Source organism: Tatumella sp. UCD-D_suzukii (genome assembly GCF_000611875.2).
GTDB lineage: Bacteria > Pseudomonadota > Gammaproteobacteria > Enterobacterales > Enterobacteriaceae > Tatumella > Tatumella ptyseos.
Map to the genome: position 1 here is coordinate 83,363 of NZ_JFJX01000001.1, position 19,572 is coordinate 102,934.

The window sequence follows — 19,572 nt, forward strand, 5'->3', positions numbered from 1 at the left end:
ATGCGCTATTCATTACTGATTTTCTGGGGACTGTGTTGCTTACTGACGGGCTGTGAAAGCTCACCCTATTTAGTGAGAAAAGATGACGCGGCCTATGCTCCGCCGGATGAAATTATGGCTCCGGAGCCGGCAGTTCACGGAGGCGGTTTATACAGCACCGGATTTAACTGGTCGCTGACCCAGGATCGCCGCGCCTATCGTGTCGGGGATATCCTGACGGTCAAACTGGATGAAGCGACACAGGCGAGTAAGCAGGCGAAAACCGGGTTTGATAAGAAGAATGATACCACTTTCGGGATCCCGAATATCTTCGGACATTCGGTGAACAGCCTGTCAGCCTCCGTCGACGGAGACCGGACGTTTAACGGTAACGGCAGTTCACAACAGCAGAACAGCCTGAAAGGCTATATTACGGTCGCGGTTTATCGTGTGCTGCCGAATGGCGTATTAGTGATCCGCGGTGAGAAATGGCTGACCCTGAATCAGGGCGATGAATATATTCGTGTCACCGGCCTGGTTCGGGCGGATGATATTGACCGCGATAATTCGGTAAATTCACAACGCATTGCCAACGCCCGTATTTCCTATGCGGGACGAGGTGCGCTGAGTGATGCTAACAGCGCCGGCTGGTTAACGCGTTTCTTTAACCATCCGCTCTTCCCGATGTAAGGAGTCAGGGTGCGTATCTTTCTGAGTATTATGTTTTTTTTTGCCGGGGTGAATGTGGCCAGCGCGGCACGGTTAGGTGATTTAGTGGATGTGGAAGGTATCCGCGGTAATCAGCTGATTGGTTATAGCTTAGTCGTGGGGCTGGACGGTACCGGCGATAAAAATCAGGTGCGGTTCACCAGCCAGTCAGTGACGAATATGTTACGTCAGTTCGGGGTTCAGCTCCCGGCGAAGGTCGACCCTAAAGTTAAAAATGTGGCTGCTGTTGCTGTCAGTGCTGTACTGCCTCCAGGATATAGCCGGGGGCAGTCGATTGATGTCACGGTCTCTTCCATCGGGGATGCTAAAAGCCTGCGAGGCGGCACATTGCTTCTGGCGCAGCTACGGGGCGCTGATGGCGAAATTTATGCGCTGGCTCAGGGAAATGTCGTTGTTGGCGGAACCCAGGCACAGGGGAATAGCGGTTCAAGTATTACGGTGAATACCCCGACGGCGGGCCTGATCCCTAACGGAGCCACGGTCGAACGAGAGATACCGACTGACTTTCAAAGTAATGACAAGGTCTATCTGAGCCTTCATCTTCCGGAATTTAAGACGGCCAATAATATTGTGAATGCGCTGAACGGAACCTTTGGTGAGGGGACGGCCACGGCGGAAAGTGCGACCCGTATTGCTGTTAATGCGCCCCGCAGCCCCGGCGCGCGCGTGGCATTTATGTCTGCGCTGGAGGATGTTTCGGTCACGCCAGGCCGGATGTCACCCCGGGTGGTCTTTAATTCACGTACCGGAACGGTGGTTATCGGCGAAAATGTGGTGGTACATGCCGCTGCGGTTTCCCACGGAAACCTGACGGTGACTATCCGTGAGTCGGCGAATGTCAGCCAGCCATCGGCTCTCAGTGGCGGACGAACTGCCGTGACCCCGCAAAGCGAATTACGGGTCAGCCAGGGCAGTGGTCACAGTGTGGTGATCCCGACCGCGACCACACTGAGAAGTATTGTGAATGCCTTAAACGGATTAGGTGCCTCCCCGGACGACATTATGTCAATCCTGCAGGCGCTTCACGAAGCGGGTGCACTCGATGCCGAACTGGTGGTGATATGAAGTTAATGCCGACCTCCGGCCCCGGGCTGGCTGAGGCGCTGTTACCCGGCGATATCGGGACACAGCGTAAGCCTCAGAATCTGTCTCAGGCCGCAGAACAATTTGAGGATCAGTTTCTGCGGCAGATGATTAAAGAGATGCGGCAGGCGACGCAGGCGCTGGTCCCGGACTCCCCGCTGGACAGTAAGCAGCAGGGAATGTGGCGGGATTTTTATGATGATCAGCTCAGTGCACAGTTAGCGGCAACGCATTCGACCGGACTTGCCGAAATGATCGTAAAACAGCTATCACCTGCCGTCGCCCCTTCAGATAAGGCATCGCCGGGTCGTTCTGTTATTACAGAGACTACTACGGCGGATAAAGGCGCGTGATGAACTTATTCACTATTGCTTCTCAGGGAGCACAGGCAGCACAGAATCAACTGTCGGTTGCGGCAGGGAATATTGCCAACCAGCAAACGGCAGGGTATTCACGTCAGCAGGTAAGCCAGAGCGCGACGGTGGTTTCTCAGACCGGCAGCGGGGTGAAAACCAGTGATGCCGCGAGGGTCACGGACCAGCACATCAATCAGGCACTGTGGCAGAGCCAGACGGCGGCCGGGTATTATCAGTCGATGAATAGCTGGGGGACATCCCTGGAGCAGGTGATCTCGACGGACAGTACACAACCCGGCACGCTGCTGACGACCTTTTTTAACTCATTGAGTGCCCTGACCAGTCAGCCCGATTCCACGGCGTATCGCCAGCAGCTATTGAGCAGTGCCTCCGGTGTGGCCTCCGGGTTGTCACAGACGGCAGAAACCCTGGCCGGGCAGCAAACCAGCATCACTGACCAGCAGAGTGCGGCAACGCAGCAAATTACACAGATTTCTGCCGGGATAGCCGCGCTTAATAAGCAAATTCAGCGGATTGGCCCCGGTGCAGAGAGTAATACTCTGCAGGACCAGCGGGATCAGCAAGTCAAATCACTCAGTAGCCTGATGTCAGTCTCCGTTGAGAAAACATCAGAAGGAAGTTATCACCTGACGGCGGCCAACGGAGCCACGCTGGTGGACGGGGATCAGGCGGCTACCGCGACTTCAGTTCAGAATGAACAGGGCGTCCGGGAACTCCGGCTCAGCCTCAACCAGCAGACCTCCACCGTGACGGAGAATGTCGGCGGACAACTGGGCGCACTCTATGACTACCAGCAACAGGTACTGTCTCCGTTGCAAACCCGGGTGTCGGGATTAATGCAGTCAGTCAGCGACCAGGTGAACAGTACCCTGGCAAAAGGCTATGACCTGAACGGGCAGTCCGGGGGCGCTCTGTTCTCGGTGGACACCAGTAGCAGCGGGGTGATGAGTTTAAAAACGACGGCGTTACAGGCCAGTGAACTCGGGCTGTCGGCAAGTAAAGACAGACCGGCCAACGGCGATAATCTGCAGGCATTACTGGCTCTGCAGACCGCGAGCGGACAGACACAGAACAGCAGCTTAGCGGATCAGGCCAGCGGGATCACCAGTACTCTGGCGCTGGCCAACAGCCAGAGCAGCAGTCAGCTGACCGCCGCCACCGCCGTGAACGACCAGTGGCAGCAGCAACGGGACAATCTGAGCGGGGTGAATAAGGACGAAGAGGCAGTGAACCTGCAAACGTACTTACAATCTTACCAGGCCAATATGAAAGTGATGACGGTGGGTAATCAATTGTTCGCTGATTTACTGAACGCATTCAGTTAACGGAGAGATATCGCATGAGGATCAGTAGTCTCAGTCAGCCACAGTGGATGTTATCTGCCCTGGAAAACGGCAACAGCCAGATCCGGAAGCTGTCAGATCAGTTATCGACCCAGCAGAAGCAGTCATTGCCTTCAGAGGATCCGCTGAATGCATCACGCACCGCGGCCCTGCAACAGCAACAAGCAGTGACTGCCCAGTATCAGCAGAATATCACCGCCGTCACGGGCTCACTCACCAGCCAGGAAACACTGCTGACCAGCATCAATAACCAGGTACTGGCACTGCAGGATCAGTTCCGCAGCATGAACAATGCCTCTCATACAGGTGCTGAAAACCCGGGGTATGCGGCGCAGATTGGCAGTCTGACGGACGGGATTGTCAGTCTGTTAAACAGTCAGGATGCCAACGGACATTATCTGTTCGCAGGGACCAATAATACGCAGCCACCGGTGGTGAAGGTGGATGGCCAGTATCAGTGGCAGGGCAATAATCAGACACAGTCTGTGCAGGTGGGTCAGCAACAATGGATAGCCGGTAACACGGATGCCGGCACACTGTTTTCTTCCGGGGAGGATGCGATGGGCTTTCTTAATCAGCTCACGACCTTACAGACATCGCTGACGCAGACCGGCAGTAACGCCACCCCGGATAGCGGGACACTCGGCGAACTTATCCGGCAAAGCAGTGATATCTCGGACAGAGTCAGTAGTGCGGTGTCCTCCATTGGTTCACGGCAAAATCAGCTCACCCGGCTGACAAATGTCTATACCGATCTTACCACCGCCAATAGTGGAGTATTGAGTAGCTTACAGAGTACCGATACTGCGCAGACGACCTTACAACTGCAATCCTGGTTACAGACCGTGGAATACAGCAGTAAAGCGTACAGTCTGATGAATCAGTTCTCCTTATTTGACGAAATGTAATCATGTTATCCCCCATTATCTCCGGCGCCCCGGGGCGTCTTCGTACCGGTGATATCGGTGCCCGTCCGGGGGGTATCCCGGCCACACCGACAGCAGAAGTGATTGAACGACTGTCACCGTCGCACCGGGGACTTCGTTTCCCGGACGAACTGCTGATCAGTCGTGACCCGCAACGTTTTAATACCTTTCTGAACCAGCAAATTACGGCAGTACAGCGCGCCAGTGATTATCTCGGAGAAACGGAACTGGCTCTGCGCCAGCTGGCCAGGCCGCTGGAAAGTGAAAAACGGTACCGGCAATTACAGCGGGCCAGGCAGTGGGTGGCCCGTCGCGCTCTGCTGTCGGGTGGCACGATTGACCGGAATTTTCAGCCCTGCCTCGACAGACCCGCACGGGTGATTTTCCAGTGCCCGCCCTTGCAGGCGTTACTGTTTACGGAGCAGCGAGAGGTCATCACTTTTGCGCTGGGGGAAGGCACCTTCCGGCATTGGTCTTCGCTGGTGATTGAGCCGGAGATGCCGCTGACACAGCGTATTTTCACACTCAACAGAGCGCTGGGGCAATCGCACATCTGGTGCCACTATGAACTGGCTGAACAGCGTCTGCTATTTACGGTACCGGAGGATCGCTGGGCGTCGTTAAGCCATTGGGCCGTCAGGGGAGGCGGCGTCTGTTTTCCGGCGGACAGCTTAACCTTACTGCAACCGCAGCCCCTGCTCAGTTTTGAACAGCAGTTACAGGACTTACTGACCGGCAACCCCGGGTCACTCCCTCTGACGGCAGAGCAGGCAGTACGCCACCTGCAGAGTGAACGACAGAAACTGCATGTTTCGCGGCAGCAGGTAGACAGTCAGCTGGCACAGCGACCGGCGCTACTGGATGCCCTGAAAGCACAATCACTGGCTGAACATTTACGAGTGCAGCTTGCAGGCTATCGCGGAGACTATCGCGGCTTAAATCAGGCACTGGCCTGTCAGGCAAACCTGCCGCTGGCGCTGGTCTGTCAGCTGGTGGATAGCCGGTAAAATATTTTTTTACCCGGCCCTTTATTTTATGGATCGGCGGGTCGTTTTTACTCAGTGTTATCAGGTTAATACCACTTTTAAAGGAGCCTTCAGATGGCCATTACACTGTTTACAAACTCATCCGCGATGTCAGCCAGTAATGCATTGCAAAAAGCCAACACCACGCTGTCCAGTGCTATGGAGCGTTTAGGCACCGGTAAGCGTATCAACTCTGCGTCTGATGATGCGGCAGGCCTGCAGGTCGCGACCCGTTTACAGGGCCAGACCAACGGGATGGCGGTCGCTCAGCGTAATATCTCTGATGCTTCCACCATGCTGCAAACCGGCGAAGGTTCAATGGATGAAGTCAGCAATATCATGTATCGCATGAAAGACCTGGCGACTCAGGGCGCGAGTGATACCAACACCGCAGAAAGCCGTAAAGCGATCGATGCCGAGATGACCAGCCTGAATACCGAACTGGGCAGCATTATGAGCAACACCTCATACGCGGGTGACAATCTGTTCACTGCTAAAGCCGATGGTACCAAGGCGAAAATGACTCAGGCGATGACCTTCCAGACCGGTTCTGAGCAAGGGGAAACCACCAGTGTCGATGTCAGCAGCCAGCTGAGCGCGGTCCAGACCAGCATCACCGGCTTGGCGTCAGCATCGGTTTCCGGCGACGATGGTACTAAAAATGCGAACGCCCTGATCGATACCCTGAACACCGCGCTGGATAACGTTTCCAGCTTACGCTCTGCATTCGGTGCCTCTATTAACGGGTTAAGCCACGCTTCTGCGAACCTGACCAATATGAAAGATAATACCGACCAGGCGTTGGGTAACATCCAGGATGCGGACTTTGCTTCTGAAGCCTCAACCATGACCCGCAGCCAGATGCTGGCACAGACCAGTACTTCCATGCTGAAACAATCTAACAGCATGTCCAGCCTGGTGATGAGTATCTTAGGCTAAGTGATCTCCGGTGAATCCCCCGGGCATTGACCGGGATCCTTCCTCCTGATTGTTAAAGCGGAAAGTCTCTTTCCGCTTTGTTCTTCTCTCATCGACCGGTACCGCGACTTTAATTATTGGCATGATTTTTGCTTAAGCAGTTGCCTTGCGTTGATGAGTCTCTTTGCGGATGTAGCCATAATGACCGATATCAGTTCACTTGACCCGACAACACTGGCCACTCAGATGGCTGGTTATGATATCCAGGCGGCGAAGAATGCGGCGACGGCTCAACAGACGACGCTGACGACGCAGACCACGAACCTGAGTAAATTAAAGACAGCGTTAACGACGTTTCGCAGCAGCCTTGCCAGTCTGAATACGTCAACGCAGGGGATGCTGAACAATAGCGCGACACTCAGTCAGTCGTCAGTAGCCACCGTGACCACCACCTCACAGGCAAACCGGGGCACCTATAACCTGACCGTGAGTCAGCTGGCCTCGGCCCAGCAAACGGCTTATACCGGGCTTACCGATGACATGATGAAGCAGGCCACCGGAACACTGTCGCTGTCGGTACAGGGAAAAAGTATGTCAGTCGATATGAGCAGTGTCTCATCGCTGGCCGACTTTGCCGATGCGGTGAATCAGTCTTCCGATAATCCCGGCGTGACGGCATCGCTGATAAAAACTGACGGCAAAGTACAGTTGATGTTAAGCAGTGACGAAAGCGGTACTGCCAACGAGATCCAGCTGGATACTCAGCAACTGGATAGCCAGAGTGCCGGGGCATTCGCTCAGGGGACGCAGATCTCGGCGGCACAGGACGCCAAAGTGAGTATCGGGTCGCTGGCGCTGACCAGCAGCTCGAATAAACTGGACTCCCTTATTCAGGGGGTCACGATTAATCTGCAGTCGGTCACCGCGGCAGATACACCGCTGACGCTTACTGTAGGCACAGATACCAGCGGCACTCAGAGCAATTTGCAGAGTTTTGTGGATGCCTATAACACTCTGCGCAGCGTCTTAGATACTCAGGGATCCGCCAGTGGCGGTAATGACGGCTTAGTGTCGTCACTGACAACCACCCTGAATAGCCAGATCCGTACTCAGGTCAACGGACTCGATATGACCAGCTTCGGGATCACATCGGATAAAGACGGCAAGCTGACATTAAACAGTGACACCCTGAAAACGCAACTGGCGAAGAACCCGCAATCGATCAATACCTTTTTTAATAGTCAGGGGTTACTGAACACCCTTGATAAAACGATGAACAGCTACCTGAGCACCAGCCAGGGCGTATTACAGAGCCGGCAGGCGGTACTGGATCGTCAGCAATCGGATTTAACCGATCGGCAGGACAAAATTACGACACGCTATAACGATGCTTACAACCGCTATTTATCACAGTTCACCCGGCTAAAAAGTTCGATGCAGGAGATGAACAGTACGTTAAGTAGTCTTTTAAGCTGATGAGAATTCATTATGTACGATAACGACACCCACGGCAGTTACGATTATCAGTCTGCGGATTTAGAAAGGCAGGTCGCCACCGCGACGCCCCATCAACTGGTACTCATTATGTTTAACGGGCTGATGGATGAGTTAATCAGGGCTAAAAGCCATATCCAGGCAAAACGCTATGCGCAAAAGGCGCAGAGTATCAATCGTTGCATCGATATTCTTAATGCGTTAAGCAGCGCGTTAAATTACGAACAGGGCGGAGAGTTAGCAAAAACGCTCGCCAGTTTATATGACTACTGCGTGCGCTGTTTATACGAAGCCAGCCACCAGTTATCCGTGGATAAGGTCAGTGAAGTGGAACGCTTATTAGGCGAAATTGAAGCCGGATGGCGGGAAATGGCGCAGTAATATGGATAATCAGCACTTGCCAGACGCATCGCTGGACACACTGTTAGAGGCATTGTCCGGGGCTATCCGCCTGCAGGACTGGCAGGCGTTATCGCGTATTAATCGTCAGATTACGGTCAGCTTCCCGCGGGGGAGTCTTTCTGCCACTGAGCAACAGCAGTTACGGACGGCCTATCAGGCCGGGCTGGCCCAATGTCAGCGTGATGCCGACGACCTGTGGCACAAAATACAACAAACGCTGGCAGAGCGTGAAGCGATGGCAGCCTATGCCTGTTTTGCGGATCAGGACAGTTTTACCGGATGAATCCATGATGCCATTTCCTGTCGCCCGTCAGAGTGTTATTACCAATAATACCGCAGGGCCGGATATTTCCGGCCCTGCGGTGCCCCGCAGCGGAAACACGACATTTTCGGCGGTGCTGACACCGTCGTCCGGGGAGAAGGCCGCAGCAGCCAGTGATACCCCGGCCGGACCGGTACCGGTAACGCCGTCCGATCAGCAGTCCTTATTTAACAGTTTACAGGCGCAGGCTGACTATCCGGCACGCGGGCAGTCGGTGACAACCGCGGCCTGCGGAAAGGCTGTGGAAACAGCGGCTGAAGAAGGGCAAGCGCAGAATATACCGTCGGCTACCGCTCTGCCGGTGTGGCTGCCGGTCAATGGCGATAGCCGCGGGGAGAAAACCGGAAAGGTTCCCCCGGCAGAAGAACAACCGCAGGACAAGCCACAGGATCCTTCCGGTGTTGTGCCGATCTTCCTGTCACCTGTCCTGCCCTCCGGTATTCAGCGCCCCCGCGAGCACTCACCGGCAGCATCTTCGTCGTTATCAACCGGTGGCGCAGTCCCGTTTCCTGCTTCAGGCGCAACAACGGATCTGCCGTATCACAATGATCCGGCGCTCACGTCCTCTGATGGCAACCCCTTAGCGGCGCTAATGCCCTCCACCGTTTCCGATACCACAAAGCCTGCCCCGGTAAAAGGCGGTGAAGAGGCTATCACCCCGGCGACGGATAGCAGTCTGCTACCGGTGTATAGCGGAGGCCATGAAAATGCCACCCGGCCCGGATCGTCATCCACGGTAACGGCGGAAGTACAGGCTCAGGCGACGGCATCGCCGGTCACTCAGTTGTTCAGTTTAACGGTCGGTCACGAAAGCCAGCAGCAGCGACTCACCAGCGCATTAGGTGAGCATTTACAGTGGCAGGCAACTCAGCAGATACAGAGCGCAGAAGTGCGTCTGCACCCGGCGGAGCTGGGATCCATTGCGATCACTTTACATCTGGAGTCAGGAAAAACCGTCGTTCATCTCAGTGCTGACATGCCGGACACCCTGCAACTTCTGCAGCAAACCGCCAGTGATCTGAAAGAAAAACTGGTCGTCACGCAGGGCGGGCAGGTACAGGTTGATGTCTCCGCGCAGGGAGATCAACAACGTCGTCAGGCACAACGGGAGCAGCAGGAAAAACGGGAAGTCAGTATGGCGAGAAAGTATCAGTTTTCTTCTGCGGCGGTAACATCGACCGATCAGTCTATTTTAATGACGTTATAAGAGCACCTTAATGAAAAAGTCCGTGGTTATTGTATCCCTTATTTTGCTACTGGTGCTGACAGGACTGGGTGGCTGGTGGTTTTTCGCTGCCAGGCAGAGTCCGGAGGCAGCAGGCGGGTTGAGTAAGTTGTTTGAAAGTGCCCCGCCGCAGGCAAGCTTTATTGATGTCAAAGATCTGATCATTACCCTGCAGGGAGAAAACGGCCGCGAACGTTATCTGTTACTCGACCTGGTGCTGGTGGTGAGAGGGGAGGAACAAGCTGCCCGGGCCATGGCCTTTGAGCCTGCCGTCCGGAGTGCAACGGTCGGGCTACTCAATAACCAGCCGTATGCTGCACTGCGCGCACGTCAGATCCCCGAATTACATGATCAGCTGCTTAAAAAGTACCGGGAAGACGCGGCACGACTGGGTGTCACCCCGCTGCCGTTTGAGGATGTGATGATCAGTAAAATGGTTTTCCAGTGAAGCGCTGCGATGTCAGTCACTGAATATTCTCTCGACGAGACCTTCAGTGCGGAACAGGAAGCAGCCTGTGTTCGCCAGTATTTACCGTTGGTCCATAAAATCCTGCGGCAAATTGCTCACCATGCGAGTGTGGTGATGGATTATCAGGATTTACAACAAATTGCGCTGATGGGGTTGCTGACCGCACTGAGACGCTATGGGGTCCCGGATGAGGCTTTCCCGGGCTATGCAAAATACCGGATCCGTGGGGCCATTCTGGATGAACTGCGCCAGGCGGACTGGCGGCCGCGCACGGTCAGACAACAGACCCATGATATTGCCAGACAAATCCGCCAGCTCGCAAAGCAGACAGGCCGTGAACCTGAGTGGCCGGAGATCCGGCAGGCACTGCAGATAGATGCTCAGACCTATCATGATTATCTGCAAAGTGAGTATCTGGCCAGCATTGAAAGTCTGGATGCGGTGATGGAAAGTGAGGGCGAAGGCCGGTTCGGGTCCGAACGGGACAATCCCGAACGTTACTACGCACGTCAGCAGCAGCTTTCACAGGCCATCGCGGTACTGGATAAGCGGGAACAGCTGATCCTGACCCTCTATTATCAGCACGATATGAACCTGAAAGAGATAGCGCTGGTGCTGGAAATCAGTGAAGCCCGGGTCTGTCAGTTGAACAAACGGTTGAACGATAAATTAGTCGCGCATTTAAAGCAAAGTGAGTCAGTATGTTAAAGATTGGTGGGATCCTGATTGTATTTATCTGTCTGATTTGGGGATATATGCATTCAGGCGGACGTTTAGCGGCTTTCTGGCAGCCCGGAGAGATTGTCATTATTCTTGGGTGCGGTATCGGGACACTTATTCTGGCGAACTCCTCCACGGTGCTGAAGCAGATCATTGCCCAGTTAAAAGGCGTTATGCGTAAAAACAGTTACTCGGCTGATTACTCACAACAGCTATTACTGCTGATGTATGAATTGCTGGATAGTGTACAGAATGGCGGACTCCGCAGCCTGGATAATCATATTGAGAACCCTACCGACAGTGAGGTGTTTCAGCGTTATCCGTTGATCGCCAGCGATTCAGAGCTGTGTACCTTTATTGCCGACAATTTTCGGATGATGGCGATGGGTAAAATCAATGAGCATGAACTGGAAGGGTTGCTGGAACAGGAACTCCATTCGGTTGAAGAAAATCTGTTACAGGCCTCCCGTTCTTTACAGCGTACCGGGGAAGCGATGCCCGGCTTCGGGATTTGTGCCGCCGTACTGGGTATTGTGATCACCATGCAGTCTATCGATGGCTCGATTGCCGTGATCGGTGTCAAAGTGGCTGCCGCACTGATCGGTACCTTTCTGGGGGTTTTTATCTGTTATTGCCTGATTGACCCGCTGGCGAATGCGATGGAGCAATTGGTTAAGAAAAAAATGACCGCTTTTGAATGTCTGCGGACCATTATGGTCAATCAGGTCGCAGGCAAACCGCCCTTACTGGCCGTGGATGCCGGCAGAAAAATGTTACCCGTGGAAATTAAACCCTCCTTTTCTCAGCTGGAAGCCTGGGTAGATAGCCGTCAGGAGCCTGATTCGCTATGAGCGGGCGTCAGAAGAATTCGACAACAATTATTAAACGGAATATCCGCCGGACTCATGCCGGCGGGCATGGTGGTGCATGGAAAGTCGCTTTTGCCGATTTTATGCTGGCTCTGATGTCACTGTTTATGGTGATGTGGATCATGGGGCAGGTGTCTGAAAAAGATCGTAAAGCGATCATGTATACCTTAAATAATCAGTCGGTTTTTGAAAGCCATTCTTTCAGCCCAATCTCCTTTTCAGGGCAGGATCCGGCGGCATCGGTTTCACCTGATATTTCACCTCATACCTCGTCGCAGGACGCTCACTCGCAGAGCCCGCAGAGCCAGGAGGGACAAACGGCAGAGACAGCTCCGGTTGCCGCTCAGGATAAAACAGCCCCGCAGCAGGATCCCCTGCAAACTGCCTTACAGGACTTTGTCGCGGGGCAGAAGGCGCAGAACAATATGCGTATTGAAAAACTGGCGATGGGGCTGCGGGTGGTGGTGAATGATGATCCCCATCGCGCCATGTTTGAACGCGGGAGTGCCAGGGTCACGCCTTATTTTCAGCAACTCCTGACCGGACTGGTACCGGTACTGGATAAAAGCCGTGATCATATGATCATTATTGGCCATACGGATGCGACCCCGTATCCGCAGAACCCTTACTACGATAACTGGAGCTTGTCGGTAGACCGGGCACAGTCTGCGCGGCAGGTGATGCTCCATGCCGGCTTTCCCGGGGATAAAATCGTCCAGCTTTCCGGCGTGGCGGATCAAAAGCCCCTGGATAACCGTCAGCCGACGAATCCCATTAACCGGCGTATCGAGTTTATTATTTTATCGGAGCAGGGGCTGGCGCAGTGGGAAGAAACATTTTCGTCTCAGGCCCGCTCGCTGTCGCCGCATGACCATAATTCGATGACCGATGTCCCCTGATGAGAATGCTGTCTGCCCGGGCGTGGCTGCTGATGGTGGTGCTCAGCGCCGTGTTACTGCCCCCGCAGGGAGAAGCCGCGAAGCCTGCTGATAGCGGAGCCAGAGCCGCGAAAATGGAACGTGAGCGTAATCGTCAACGCCTGTGGCGTCAGGCCGCGATGTCGGCAGGCATGGCCGCGACGTCCGCGCATTCGCTGGCATTACGTCAGAAAAAACAGCGGCAAGCCACGCTGGCATTACTTCGGCGAGGTATTATTCCAGGCGATACCGGCCTTGGCTGGGCACCGTTAGCCACCGATGAATTACTGAGAGAAACCGGGTCTCCGCAGTTACTTTCTGCACTGGAAAAAGTGCTGGATACGCTGGACACTCAGATTGGCCGTCCCTATCGCTGGGGAGGGCAGACGCCGGGGCAGGGGTTTGATTGCAGCGGACTCGTCTGGTTTGCGTTCCGTGACTACGTTAACTGGCCCATCCCGCGGACGGCCCGGGCGTTGTTTGCAGATACCCGTATGGCGGCGGTTTTTACGACGGAACTCCGGCGGGGTGACCTCGTCTTTTTCTATATTCACCGGCGTGATGTGCCCGACCATGTCGGTGTTTATCTCGGAAATCATCAGTTTATCGAAGCTCCCCGCACAGGACTGTCCATCCGTATCAGCCAGCTGGACCAGCCCTTCTGGCAACAGCATTATGCCGGTGCGCGACGTGTGCTTACAGAGCGTAACCTGCGCCACTGATCAGTAAGGTACAGAGGTCACGGACGTAAGCTTGCTGCGCAGCCTATACGGCCCGGTAACGTCACCACACAGGCACAGGCACAGGCGTTTCCCGGGGAGGCAGTGTACGGAGAGTTAAATAATACGTGCGGGGGCTCTATAGTTCCGGATAAGAGGGGGTATTTTCCCCGGCAAACCCGATACCAGAGTTATTGCTGCCACGGGCTGTGACGAGGATCAGTGTCGTAACGGCACCGGTATGCCAGCGGACAAATGACCGGGTAAGAGGATGTAACCGATACCATTTATTTGAGTCTGTTTTTTAAACAGTTTAGGGCATTTTTTTTTATTCCTATTTTTCATCTAAGCTTTGTTTTATTTAACTTTTTGCTATATATGGCCAATGGGTAAAATTCCTAATTTTGCAGCTAACGTTTAGTTTTTTTTCAGGAAATTGTTCAGATAAATGAGGATAATTGTTGGTGCATTGTCATGAGAAATATTAACAAATGTTATTGTCAATGTGCTCTGATCACAAAAAACGATACTAATAGACAGAAAAAAGGAATACCCTATTGCAACTTTTACGTATGTATACAGTTGTTAACTTAAAGGTTAATTGAATGTCACGGCAATCCAGAGGCTTACGCCTCATCACTCTACTTATATCGGTATTCTGTACCCTGTGGTTGATCATCGGCGGTGGCTGGTTGCTCTCCCTGGGTGGCAGTGCTTACTACCTGATCAGCGGCATCGCGATGGCGGTGTTTACTGTCCTGCTGTTAAAGAAAAGAAGCTGTGCTTTTTATCTTTACGCACTCATCCTGTTAGCGACCGCTATCTGGTCCTACTACGAAGCCGGTCTGGACTTCTGGGCATTGGCGCCACGTCTGGATATTTGGGTACTGTTTGGTATCTGGATGATCCTGCCGTTCGTCTACCGCCAGCTGGCAGCGCCTAACAAGAAATCTACCGCTCTGATGGTTATCGCAATTGTGATTAACCTGGCGATGGTAGTGACGGCGTTCTTCGGTAAGGATCCTCAGTCAGTCTACGGCACTCTGAACCTTCAGAATTCCGGCGTTGAGCAGCCAGGCGCGAATATGCCGGCAGCAAACTGGGAAGCTTATGGCCGTACTCAGGCCGGTGACCGCTATTCTCCGCTGAGCCAGATTAACGACACTAACGTTAAAAACCTGCAAGTGGCCTGGGTTTATCAGTCGGGCGACCTGAAGCGTGCGGATGATCCGGGTGAAATCACCAACGAAGCGACGCCACTGAAAGTCGGTAACCTGCTCTATACCTGTACTGCGCACCAGATCCTGGTCGCCATCGATGCAGCGACCGGTAAAGAAAAATGGCGTTTTGATCCGAAGATCAAATACAACCCGACCTTCCAGCACATGACTTGTCGTGGTGTTGCTTACCATGAAATTCAGCCAGCAGTGGCTCCGGGTAATGCTCCTGTGGCTCCGGCAATGTGTTCACGTCGTATTTACCTGCCGGTCAACGATGGTCGTCTGATTGCTGTTGATGCAGAAAGCGGACAACTGTGTAAAGACTTCGGTAACAACGGTACGCTGGATCTGCAACATCAGCAGCCTAACGCTTATCCGGGTGGCTATGAGCCAACTTCACCGCCGGTGATCACCAATAACGTGATTGTTGTTGCCGGTGCGGTGACTGATAACTACTCAACCCGTGAGCCTTCAGGTGTTATCCGTGGCTTCGATGTGAATACCGGTAAACTGGTATGGGCATTCGACCCGGGTGCGAAAGATCCTAACGCTATCCCGGCAGACGGTCAGCACTATACGCCTAACTCCCCTAACTCCTGGGCACCTGCAGCGTACGATGCCAAACTGGATTTAGTCTACCTGCCTATGGGTGTCACCACACCGGATATCTGGGGTGGCGATCGTACTCCTGATCAGGAACGTTATGCGAGTGGTATCCTGGCGTTACACGCCTCTACCGGTAAAGAAGCCTGGTTCTACCAGACTGTCCACCACGACCTGTGGGATATGGATATTCCGGCACAGCCTTCACTGGCTAATATCACCGATAAAGACGGTAAAACCATTCCGGTCATCTATGTTCCGACCAAAGTGGGTAACATCTTTGTCCTGAACCGTGAAACCGGCCAGCTGGTGGTTCCTGCCACTGAGCGTCCTGTACCACAGGGCCCTGCCAAAGGTGACCACCTGTCTCCGACTCAGCCATTCTCAGACCTGACTTTCCGTCCTGAGGCTAAGCTGACCGGTAAGCAGATGTGGGGCGGCACCATGTTCGACCAGATGGTGTGTCGTATCATGTTCCATCGCCTGCGTTACGAAGGGACTTTCACTCCTCCTTCAGAGCAGGGTACTCTGGTATTCCCGGGTAACCTGGGGATGTTCGAGTGGGGCGGTATTTCAGTGAACGGTCAGGATCAGTTCGCGATTGCTAACCCGATGCAGCTGCCATTCGTTTCTAAACTGATCCCTCGTGGTCCGAACAACCCGGAGGAACCTGGTGAAGGTGCAGCGGGTGGTTCAGGTTCAGAAGCCGGTCTGCAGCACATGTACGGTGTTCCTTATGGTGTTGAACTGAGTGCATTCCTGTCACCATTAGGTCTGCCTTGTATGGAACCATCATGGGGCTTCGTTTCAGCGATTGACCTGAAAACCAACAAAATTGTGTGGAAAAAACGTATCGGTACTATCCGTGACAGCGGCGGTCCGATCCCATTACCACCAATGACTGTCGGTACCCCAATGCTGGGCGCACCAATCACGACGGCTGGTAACGTATTCTTTATCGCTGCAACACTGGATGACTACATCCGTGCTTACAGTGTGCGTGACGGCAAACTGCTGTGGCAGGCTCGTCTGCCAGCAGGGGGTCAGGCAACACCGATGACCTATGAAGTAGACGGTAAGCAGTATCTGGTGATTGTTGCCGGCGGCCACGGTTCGTTCGGTACCAAACTGGGTGACTACATCGTTGCTTATAAATTACCTTAAGTGTTAATGACGCGGGCACCCCGGGGTGTCCGCTGTCAGAGACCAGGTAAATCCATCCCCGCCGGCATGCGAATGTCAGCGGGGATTTTTTTGCCCTTTTTTCAGCGGGCCAGGTCACCATTCGCTAAACGACAAGGGATCGTACCGGAGTGACATCTGATACCGGGACGACGCTATGGCGTTACGGACACGTATCGGCGGGTCAGTGCCTGGTGGCCGGGGAGAAGATCTCACACCTGCTGAAACCGGGTGAGGCAACGATATTACTGCGGGCCGGTATTGGCAGTATTGAGTGGCAGTGCCGGGGGAGGCTGAGCCTGAAGGCTGCCGGGAGAAGCGTAACGGTGACGTTATTTCCGGCCGGGTCTGGCGGGCAGTCACGGGATGACACCGGGAAATCGCTATCAGGCCGGGGAGCACGGAAAAGGGGAGAGAAGACTAAAGAGGGAGGCAGGCTGGGGCATGCACTCCCGCAGTAGAGATAAGACAGGGAAACGACAGGATTATAAGATCCCGGAGGCTAACGGAGTATGTCGCTCGCCACGAGCGCTTTCATGACGGGGAGCGGAAGAGCCTCTCGGGATCTGACTACGCATGGCCTGACGGTATGCGGTCGGTGTCTGATCAAACTGCCGGCGAAATACGCGTGAAAAGGTCTGCTGCGAATCGTAGCCAAACTGCAAAGCGATATCGAAGACCGGCCGCCGTGTTTTACACAAGGCATCGGCCGCCATTTCCAGGCGTCTTTCACGAATATAGTCCCCGAGTGTCTGCTGTGTGACCGCACGGAACATACGTTGCAGGTGCCATTTCGAATATCCTGATTTGGCGGCGACTTCATCGATCGATAATTGTTTACCCAGATTCTGATTAATCCACTGGGTGAGCGAATGAATGATCTCTTCTTGCATCATAGTCCTGTCCTTACGGCGATATCTGTACCCGGGGCGGGAGTTCGAAATATTCAACGGTCTGAAGTATAATTCCTCAAGTTAACTTGAGGTAAAGCATGAAATGAAAAAAGAGAGAAATTATCCTAAGCCGGTACTGACCCCCGGAGAGGTGGCCAGGCGAAGCGGGGTTGCTGTCTCCGCGCTGCATTTCTACGAGAGTAAGGGGCTGATCTCCAGTAGCAGAAATAGCGGCAATCAGCGCCGCTATAGCCGTGATGTGCTGCGCCGTGTCGCCATTATTAAGGTGGCTCAGCGTATCGGCCTGCCGTTATCCGAGGTCAGCGATAACCTGGCCTTACTGCCTGCAGATAAACGGATGTCTGCCAGTGAGTGGGAAACGCTGACCGGTTACTGGCGGGCAGAACTGGATAAGCGGATAGAATCACTGACCCGCCTGCGGGATGATTTGAACGGCTGTATCGGTTGTGGCTGTTTATCCATGCGGGATTGTCCGTTACGTAATCCGGGGGATCATTTAGCTGACCGCGGGCAGGGGGCGGTCCTGCTGGAACAAGGGCAGGAAGAGCACGCCGACGGCCATTCTGCTGCGCTGTCAGGCCGGCAAAAGAAGCAATTCCAAAACAAAGGTTGAAAGTCGCTCTTATAACCGGATAATCACCGACCTTTCAGGGGCGGTGACGCGTGTTTATCCTGCTCCGGCGGCATCCGCCGCCATCTCAAAAAAATGCTGCTCTGACGACAGACGCATCACTAATAAATAATAATATCTATACCAGAGGACTTTTTATGTCTTACGACCCGCGGCCATCTTCAGGACGGCTGGACAGGTGGTTTAAAATTTCTGAGCGGGGCAGCAGTCTGCGCCAGGAAGTGATTGCCGGGCTTACTACCTTTCTGGCCATGGTCTATTCAGTGATTGTTGTGCCGGAGATGCTGGGTTCTGCCGGGTTTTCGCCCCAGGCAACCTTTGTTGCGACCTGCCTGGTGGCCTGTTTTGGTTCTTTGCTGATGGGATTGTGGGCAAATCTGCCGCTGGCGATAGGTTGTGCGATATCACTGACGGCGTTTACGGCATTCAGCCTGGTGATTGGCAAACATATCTCTGTCCTTGTGGCGACCGGAGCGGTGTTTCTGATGGGCGTGCTGTTTACCCTGGTTTCTGTGACCGGCATCCGGGGCTGGATCTTACGTAACCTTCCTAAGGGCATCGCCCACGGAACCGGCGTCGGGATTGGCTTATTTCTGTTATTGATCGCCGCAAACGGTGTCGGGCTGGTGGTAAAAAATCCGGAAGCGGGTTTACCGGTTGCGCTGGGGCATTTTACGTCGCTTCAGGCACTGATGGCGCTGGGCGGACTGGCTGCCATTATCGGCCTCGAAAAACGTCGTGTCCCTGGCAGTATCGTCTGGGTGATCATTGCCATTTCTCTGGCAGGATTGTGGCTTGATCCGTCTATCCGCTATCAGGGCATTTTTGCTTTGCCTCACCTGCAGGATGCTCAGGGGCATTCGCAGTGGTTCAGCCTGGATATCGCCGGAGCATTACATCCGGCGGTCTTACCCGTGGTACTGGCACTGGTCATGACGGCGGTCTTCGATGCCAGCGGCACCATCCGTGCGGTGGCCGGTCAGGCCGATCTGCTGGATGACGACGGGCAAATTATCAACGGCGGAAAAGCACTGACCAGTGATTCGGTGACCAGCCTGTTTGCCGCAGTGGTCGGGGCTTCCCCGGCGGCAGTCTATATCGAGTCAGCGGCAGGAACGGCTGCAGGCGGGAAAACCGGGCTGACGGCCGTGGTGGTCGGGTTGCTGTTTTTAATGGTGTTGTTTATGTCGCCGCTGGCCGGTCTGGTTCCGGCGTATGCCACGGCACCGGCGCTGATGTATGTCGGCTTACTGATGTTAAAAAATGTCGCCAAAGTCGTTTCCGGCGATACTGTGGATGCCATGTCGGGACTGGTCACCGCCGTGTTTATTGTACTGACCTGTAATATCGTGACCGGGATTATGCTGGGGTTTGTGACCCTGGTCATCGGACGGTTGTTTGCGGGTGAGTGGCGGAAGCTGAACAGTGCCATCGTGATTATTGCTGCGGCGCTGGCGATATTTTACGCAGGAGGCTGGGCGCTTTAGCGCCTGTCCCCGGGGGAT

At 54.1% G+C, this 19,572-nt stretch carries 21 protein-coding genes; 20 read left to right on the forward strand and 1 reads right to left on the reverse strand.

Annotated elements, in window-relative coordinates; genetic code table 11:
• The 18 genes from flgH (at window position 1) to CG67_RS00495 (ending at window position 16,983) form a co-directional block, all read left to right on the forward strand.
• The gene (gene flgH, locus CG67_RS00410) at window positions 1-669 is read left to right on the forward strand and encodes a flagellar basal body L-ring protein FlgH (protein ID WP_025901006.1); all 669 of its coding nucleotides are present in this window, start codon (window positions 1-3) and stop codon (window positions 667-669) included.
• A 30-nt stretch (window positions 670-699) separates the two neighbouring features.
• Window positions 700-1,773 (forward strand): flagellar basal body P-ring protein FlgI, encoded by a 1,074-nt coding sequence (locus CG67_RS00415; RefSeq protein WP_029990526.1) that lies wholly within the window; start codon window positions 700-702, stop codon window positions 1,771-1,773.
• On the forward strand, window positions 1,770-2,144 hold the full coding sequence (locus tag CG67_RS00420) for a rod-binding protein (protein ID WP_025901008.1): 375 nt from the start codon (window positions 1,770-1,772) through the stop codon (window positions 2,142-2,144). The genes CG67_RS00415 and CG67_RS00420 overlap by 4 nt, the downstream gene beginning before the upstream one ends.
• A complete protein-coding gene (gene flgK, locus CG67_RS00425; RefSeq protein WP_025901009.1) occupies window positions 2,144-3,493 on the forward strand; it encodes a flagellar hook-associated protein FlgK in 1,350 nt (449 codons plus the stop codon). Before CG67_RS00420 ends, flgK begins: the two co-directional genes overlap by 1 nt.
• Window positions 3,494-3,507: 14 nt before the next feature.
• Window positions 3,508-4,419 (forward strand): hypothetical protein, encoded by a 912-nt coding sequence (locus CG67_RS00430; RefSeq protein ID WP_025901010.1) that lies wholly within the window; start codon window positions 3,508-3,510, stop codon window positions 4,417-4,419.
• A gap of 2 nt (window positions 4,420-4,421) precedes the next feature.
• Window positions 4,422-5,444, forward strand: coding sequence for a hypothetical protein (locus tag CG67_RS00435; protein ID WP_025901011.1), 1,023 nt, complete (start codon window positions 4,422-4,424; stop codon window positions 5,442-5,444).
• A gap of 93 nt (window positions 5,445-5,537) precedes the next feature.
• Window positions 5,538-6,401 carry a flagellin gene (locus CG67_RS00440; RefSeq protein WP_025901012.1) on the forward strand — a complete coding sequence of 288 codons (864 nt, stop codon included), beginning with the start codon at window positions 5,538-5,540 and terminating at the stop codon, window positions 6,399-6,401.
• A gap of 180 nt (window positions 6,402-6,581) precedes the next feature.
• On the forward strand, window positions 6,582-7,856 hold the full coding sequence (fliD, locus tag CG67_RS00445) for a flagellar filament capping protein FliD (protein ID WP_025901013.1): 1,275 nt from the start codon (window positions 6,582-6,584) through the stop codon (window positions 7,854-7,856).
• A 12-nt stretch (window positions 7,857-7,868) separates the two neighbouring features.
• Entirely contained in the window at window positions 7,869-8,255 is a 387-nt protein-coding gene (gene fliS, locus CG67_RS00450) for a flagellar export chaperone FliS (protein ID WP_025901014.1), read from the forward strand.
• 1 nt (window position 8,256) lies between these two features.
• Window positions 8,257-8,559, forward strand: a complete 303-nt coding sequence (locus tag CG67_RS00455) for a hypothetical protein (RefSeq protein WP_025901015.1) — start codon at window positions 8,257-8,259, stop codon at window positions 8,557-8,559.
• Window positions 8,560-8,563: 4 nt separating this feature from the next.
• Window positions 8,564-9,805, forward strand: a complete 1,242-nt coding sequence (locus tag CG67_RS00460; protein ID WP_025901016.1) for a flagellar hook-length control protein FliK — start codon at window positions 8,564-8,566, stop codon at window positions 9,803-9,805.
• A gap of 22 nt (window positions 9,806-9,827) precedes the next feature.
• Complete coding sequence (locus CG67_RS00465) at window positions 9,828-10,271, forward strand: flagellar basal body-associated FliL family protein (RefSeq protein ID WP_160318950.1); 444 nt, start codon at window positions 9,828-9,830, stop codon at window positions 10,269-10,271.
• A 9-nt stretch (window positions 10,272-10,280) separates the two neighbouring features.
• Window positions 10,281-11,000 carry a FliA/WhiG family RNA polymerase sigma factor gene (locus CG67_RS00470; RefSeq protein WP_025901018.1) on the forward strand — a complete coding sequence of 240 codons (720 nt, stop codon included), beginning with the start codon at window positions 10,281-10,283 and terminating at the stop codon, window positions 10,998-11,000.
• Complete coding sequence (gene motA / locus CG67_RS00475) at window positions 10,994-11,863, forward strand: flagellar motor stator protein MotA (RefSeq protein WP_025901019.1); 870 nt, start codon at window positions 10,994-10,996, stop codon at window positions 11,861-11,863. The genes CG67_RS00470 and motA overlap by 7 nt, the downstream gene beginning before the upstream one ends.
• Window positions 11,860-12,780 carry a flagellar motor protein MotB gene (locus CG67_RS00480; protein WP_025901020.1) on the forward strand — a complete coding sequence of 307 codons (921 nt, stop codon included), beginning with the start codon at window positions 11,860-11,862 and terminating at the stop codon, window positions 12,778-12,780. The genes motA and CG67_RS00480 overlap by 4 nt, the downstream gene beginning before the upstream one ends.
• On the forward strand, window positions 12,780-13,520 hold the full coding sequence (locus CG67_RS00485) for a C40 family peptidase (protein WP_025901021.1): 741 nt from the start codon (window positions 12,780-12,782) through the stop codon (window positions 13,518-13,520). Before CG67_RS00480 ends, CG67_RS00485 begins: the two co-directional genes overlap by 1 nt.
• 602 nt (window positions 13,521-14,122) lie before the next feature.
• Window positions 14,123-16,504 carry a glucose/quinate/shikimate family membrane-bound PQQ-dependent dehydrogenase gene (locus CG67_RS00490; RefSeq protein ID WP_025901022.1) on the forward strand — a complete coding sequence of 794 codons (2,382 nt, stop codon included), beginning with the start codon at window positions 14,123-14,125 and terminating at the stop codon, window positions 16,502-16,504.
• 149 nt (window positions 16,505-16,653) lie between these two features.
• A complete protein-coding gene (locus CG67_RS00495) occupies window positions 16,654-16,983 on the forward strand; it encodes a hypothetical protein (protein ID WP_025901023.1) in 330 nt (109 codons plus the stop codon).
• A gap of 24 nt (window positions 16,984-17,007) precedes the next feature.
• Here CG67_RS00495 and soxS read toward each other — a convergent pair whose 3' ends face one another.
• Window positions 17,008-17,418, reverse strand: coding sequence for a superoxide response transcriptional regulator SoxS (soxS, locus tag CG67_RS00500; protein ID WP_025901024.1), 411 nt, complete (start codon window positions 17,416-17,418; stop codon window positions 17,008-17,010).
• 100 nt (window positions 17,419-17,518) lie between these two features.
• Between soxS and soxR the strand changes: the two genes are divergently transcribed.
• Together soxR and CG67_RS00510 are read left to right on the forward strand one after the other, a co-directional pair.
• Window positions 17,519-18,049 (forward strand): redox-sensitive transcriptional activator SoxR, encoded by a 531-nt coding sequence (gene soxR / locus CG67_RS00505; RefSeq protein WP_025901025.1) that lies wholly within the window; start codon window positions 17,519-17,521, stop codon window positions 18,047-18,049.
• Window positions 18,050-18,204: 155 nt separating this feature from the next.
• Window positions 18,205-19,554 (forward strand): NCS2 family permease, encoded by a 1,350-nt coding sequence (locus CG67_RS00510; RefSeq protein ID WP_025901026.1) that lies wholly within the window; start codon window positions 18,205-18,207, stop codon window positions 19,552-19,554.
• Window positions 19,555-19,572 lie beyond the last annotated feature (18 nt).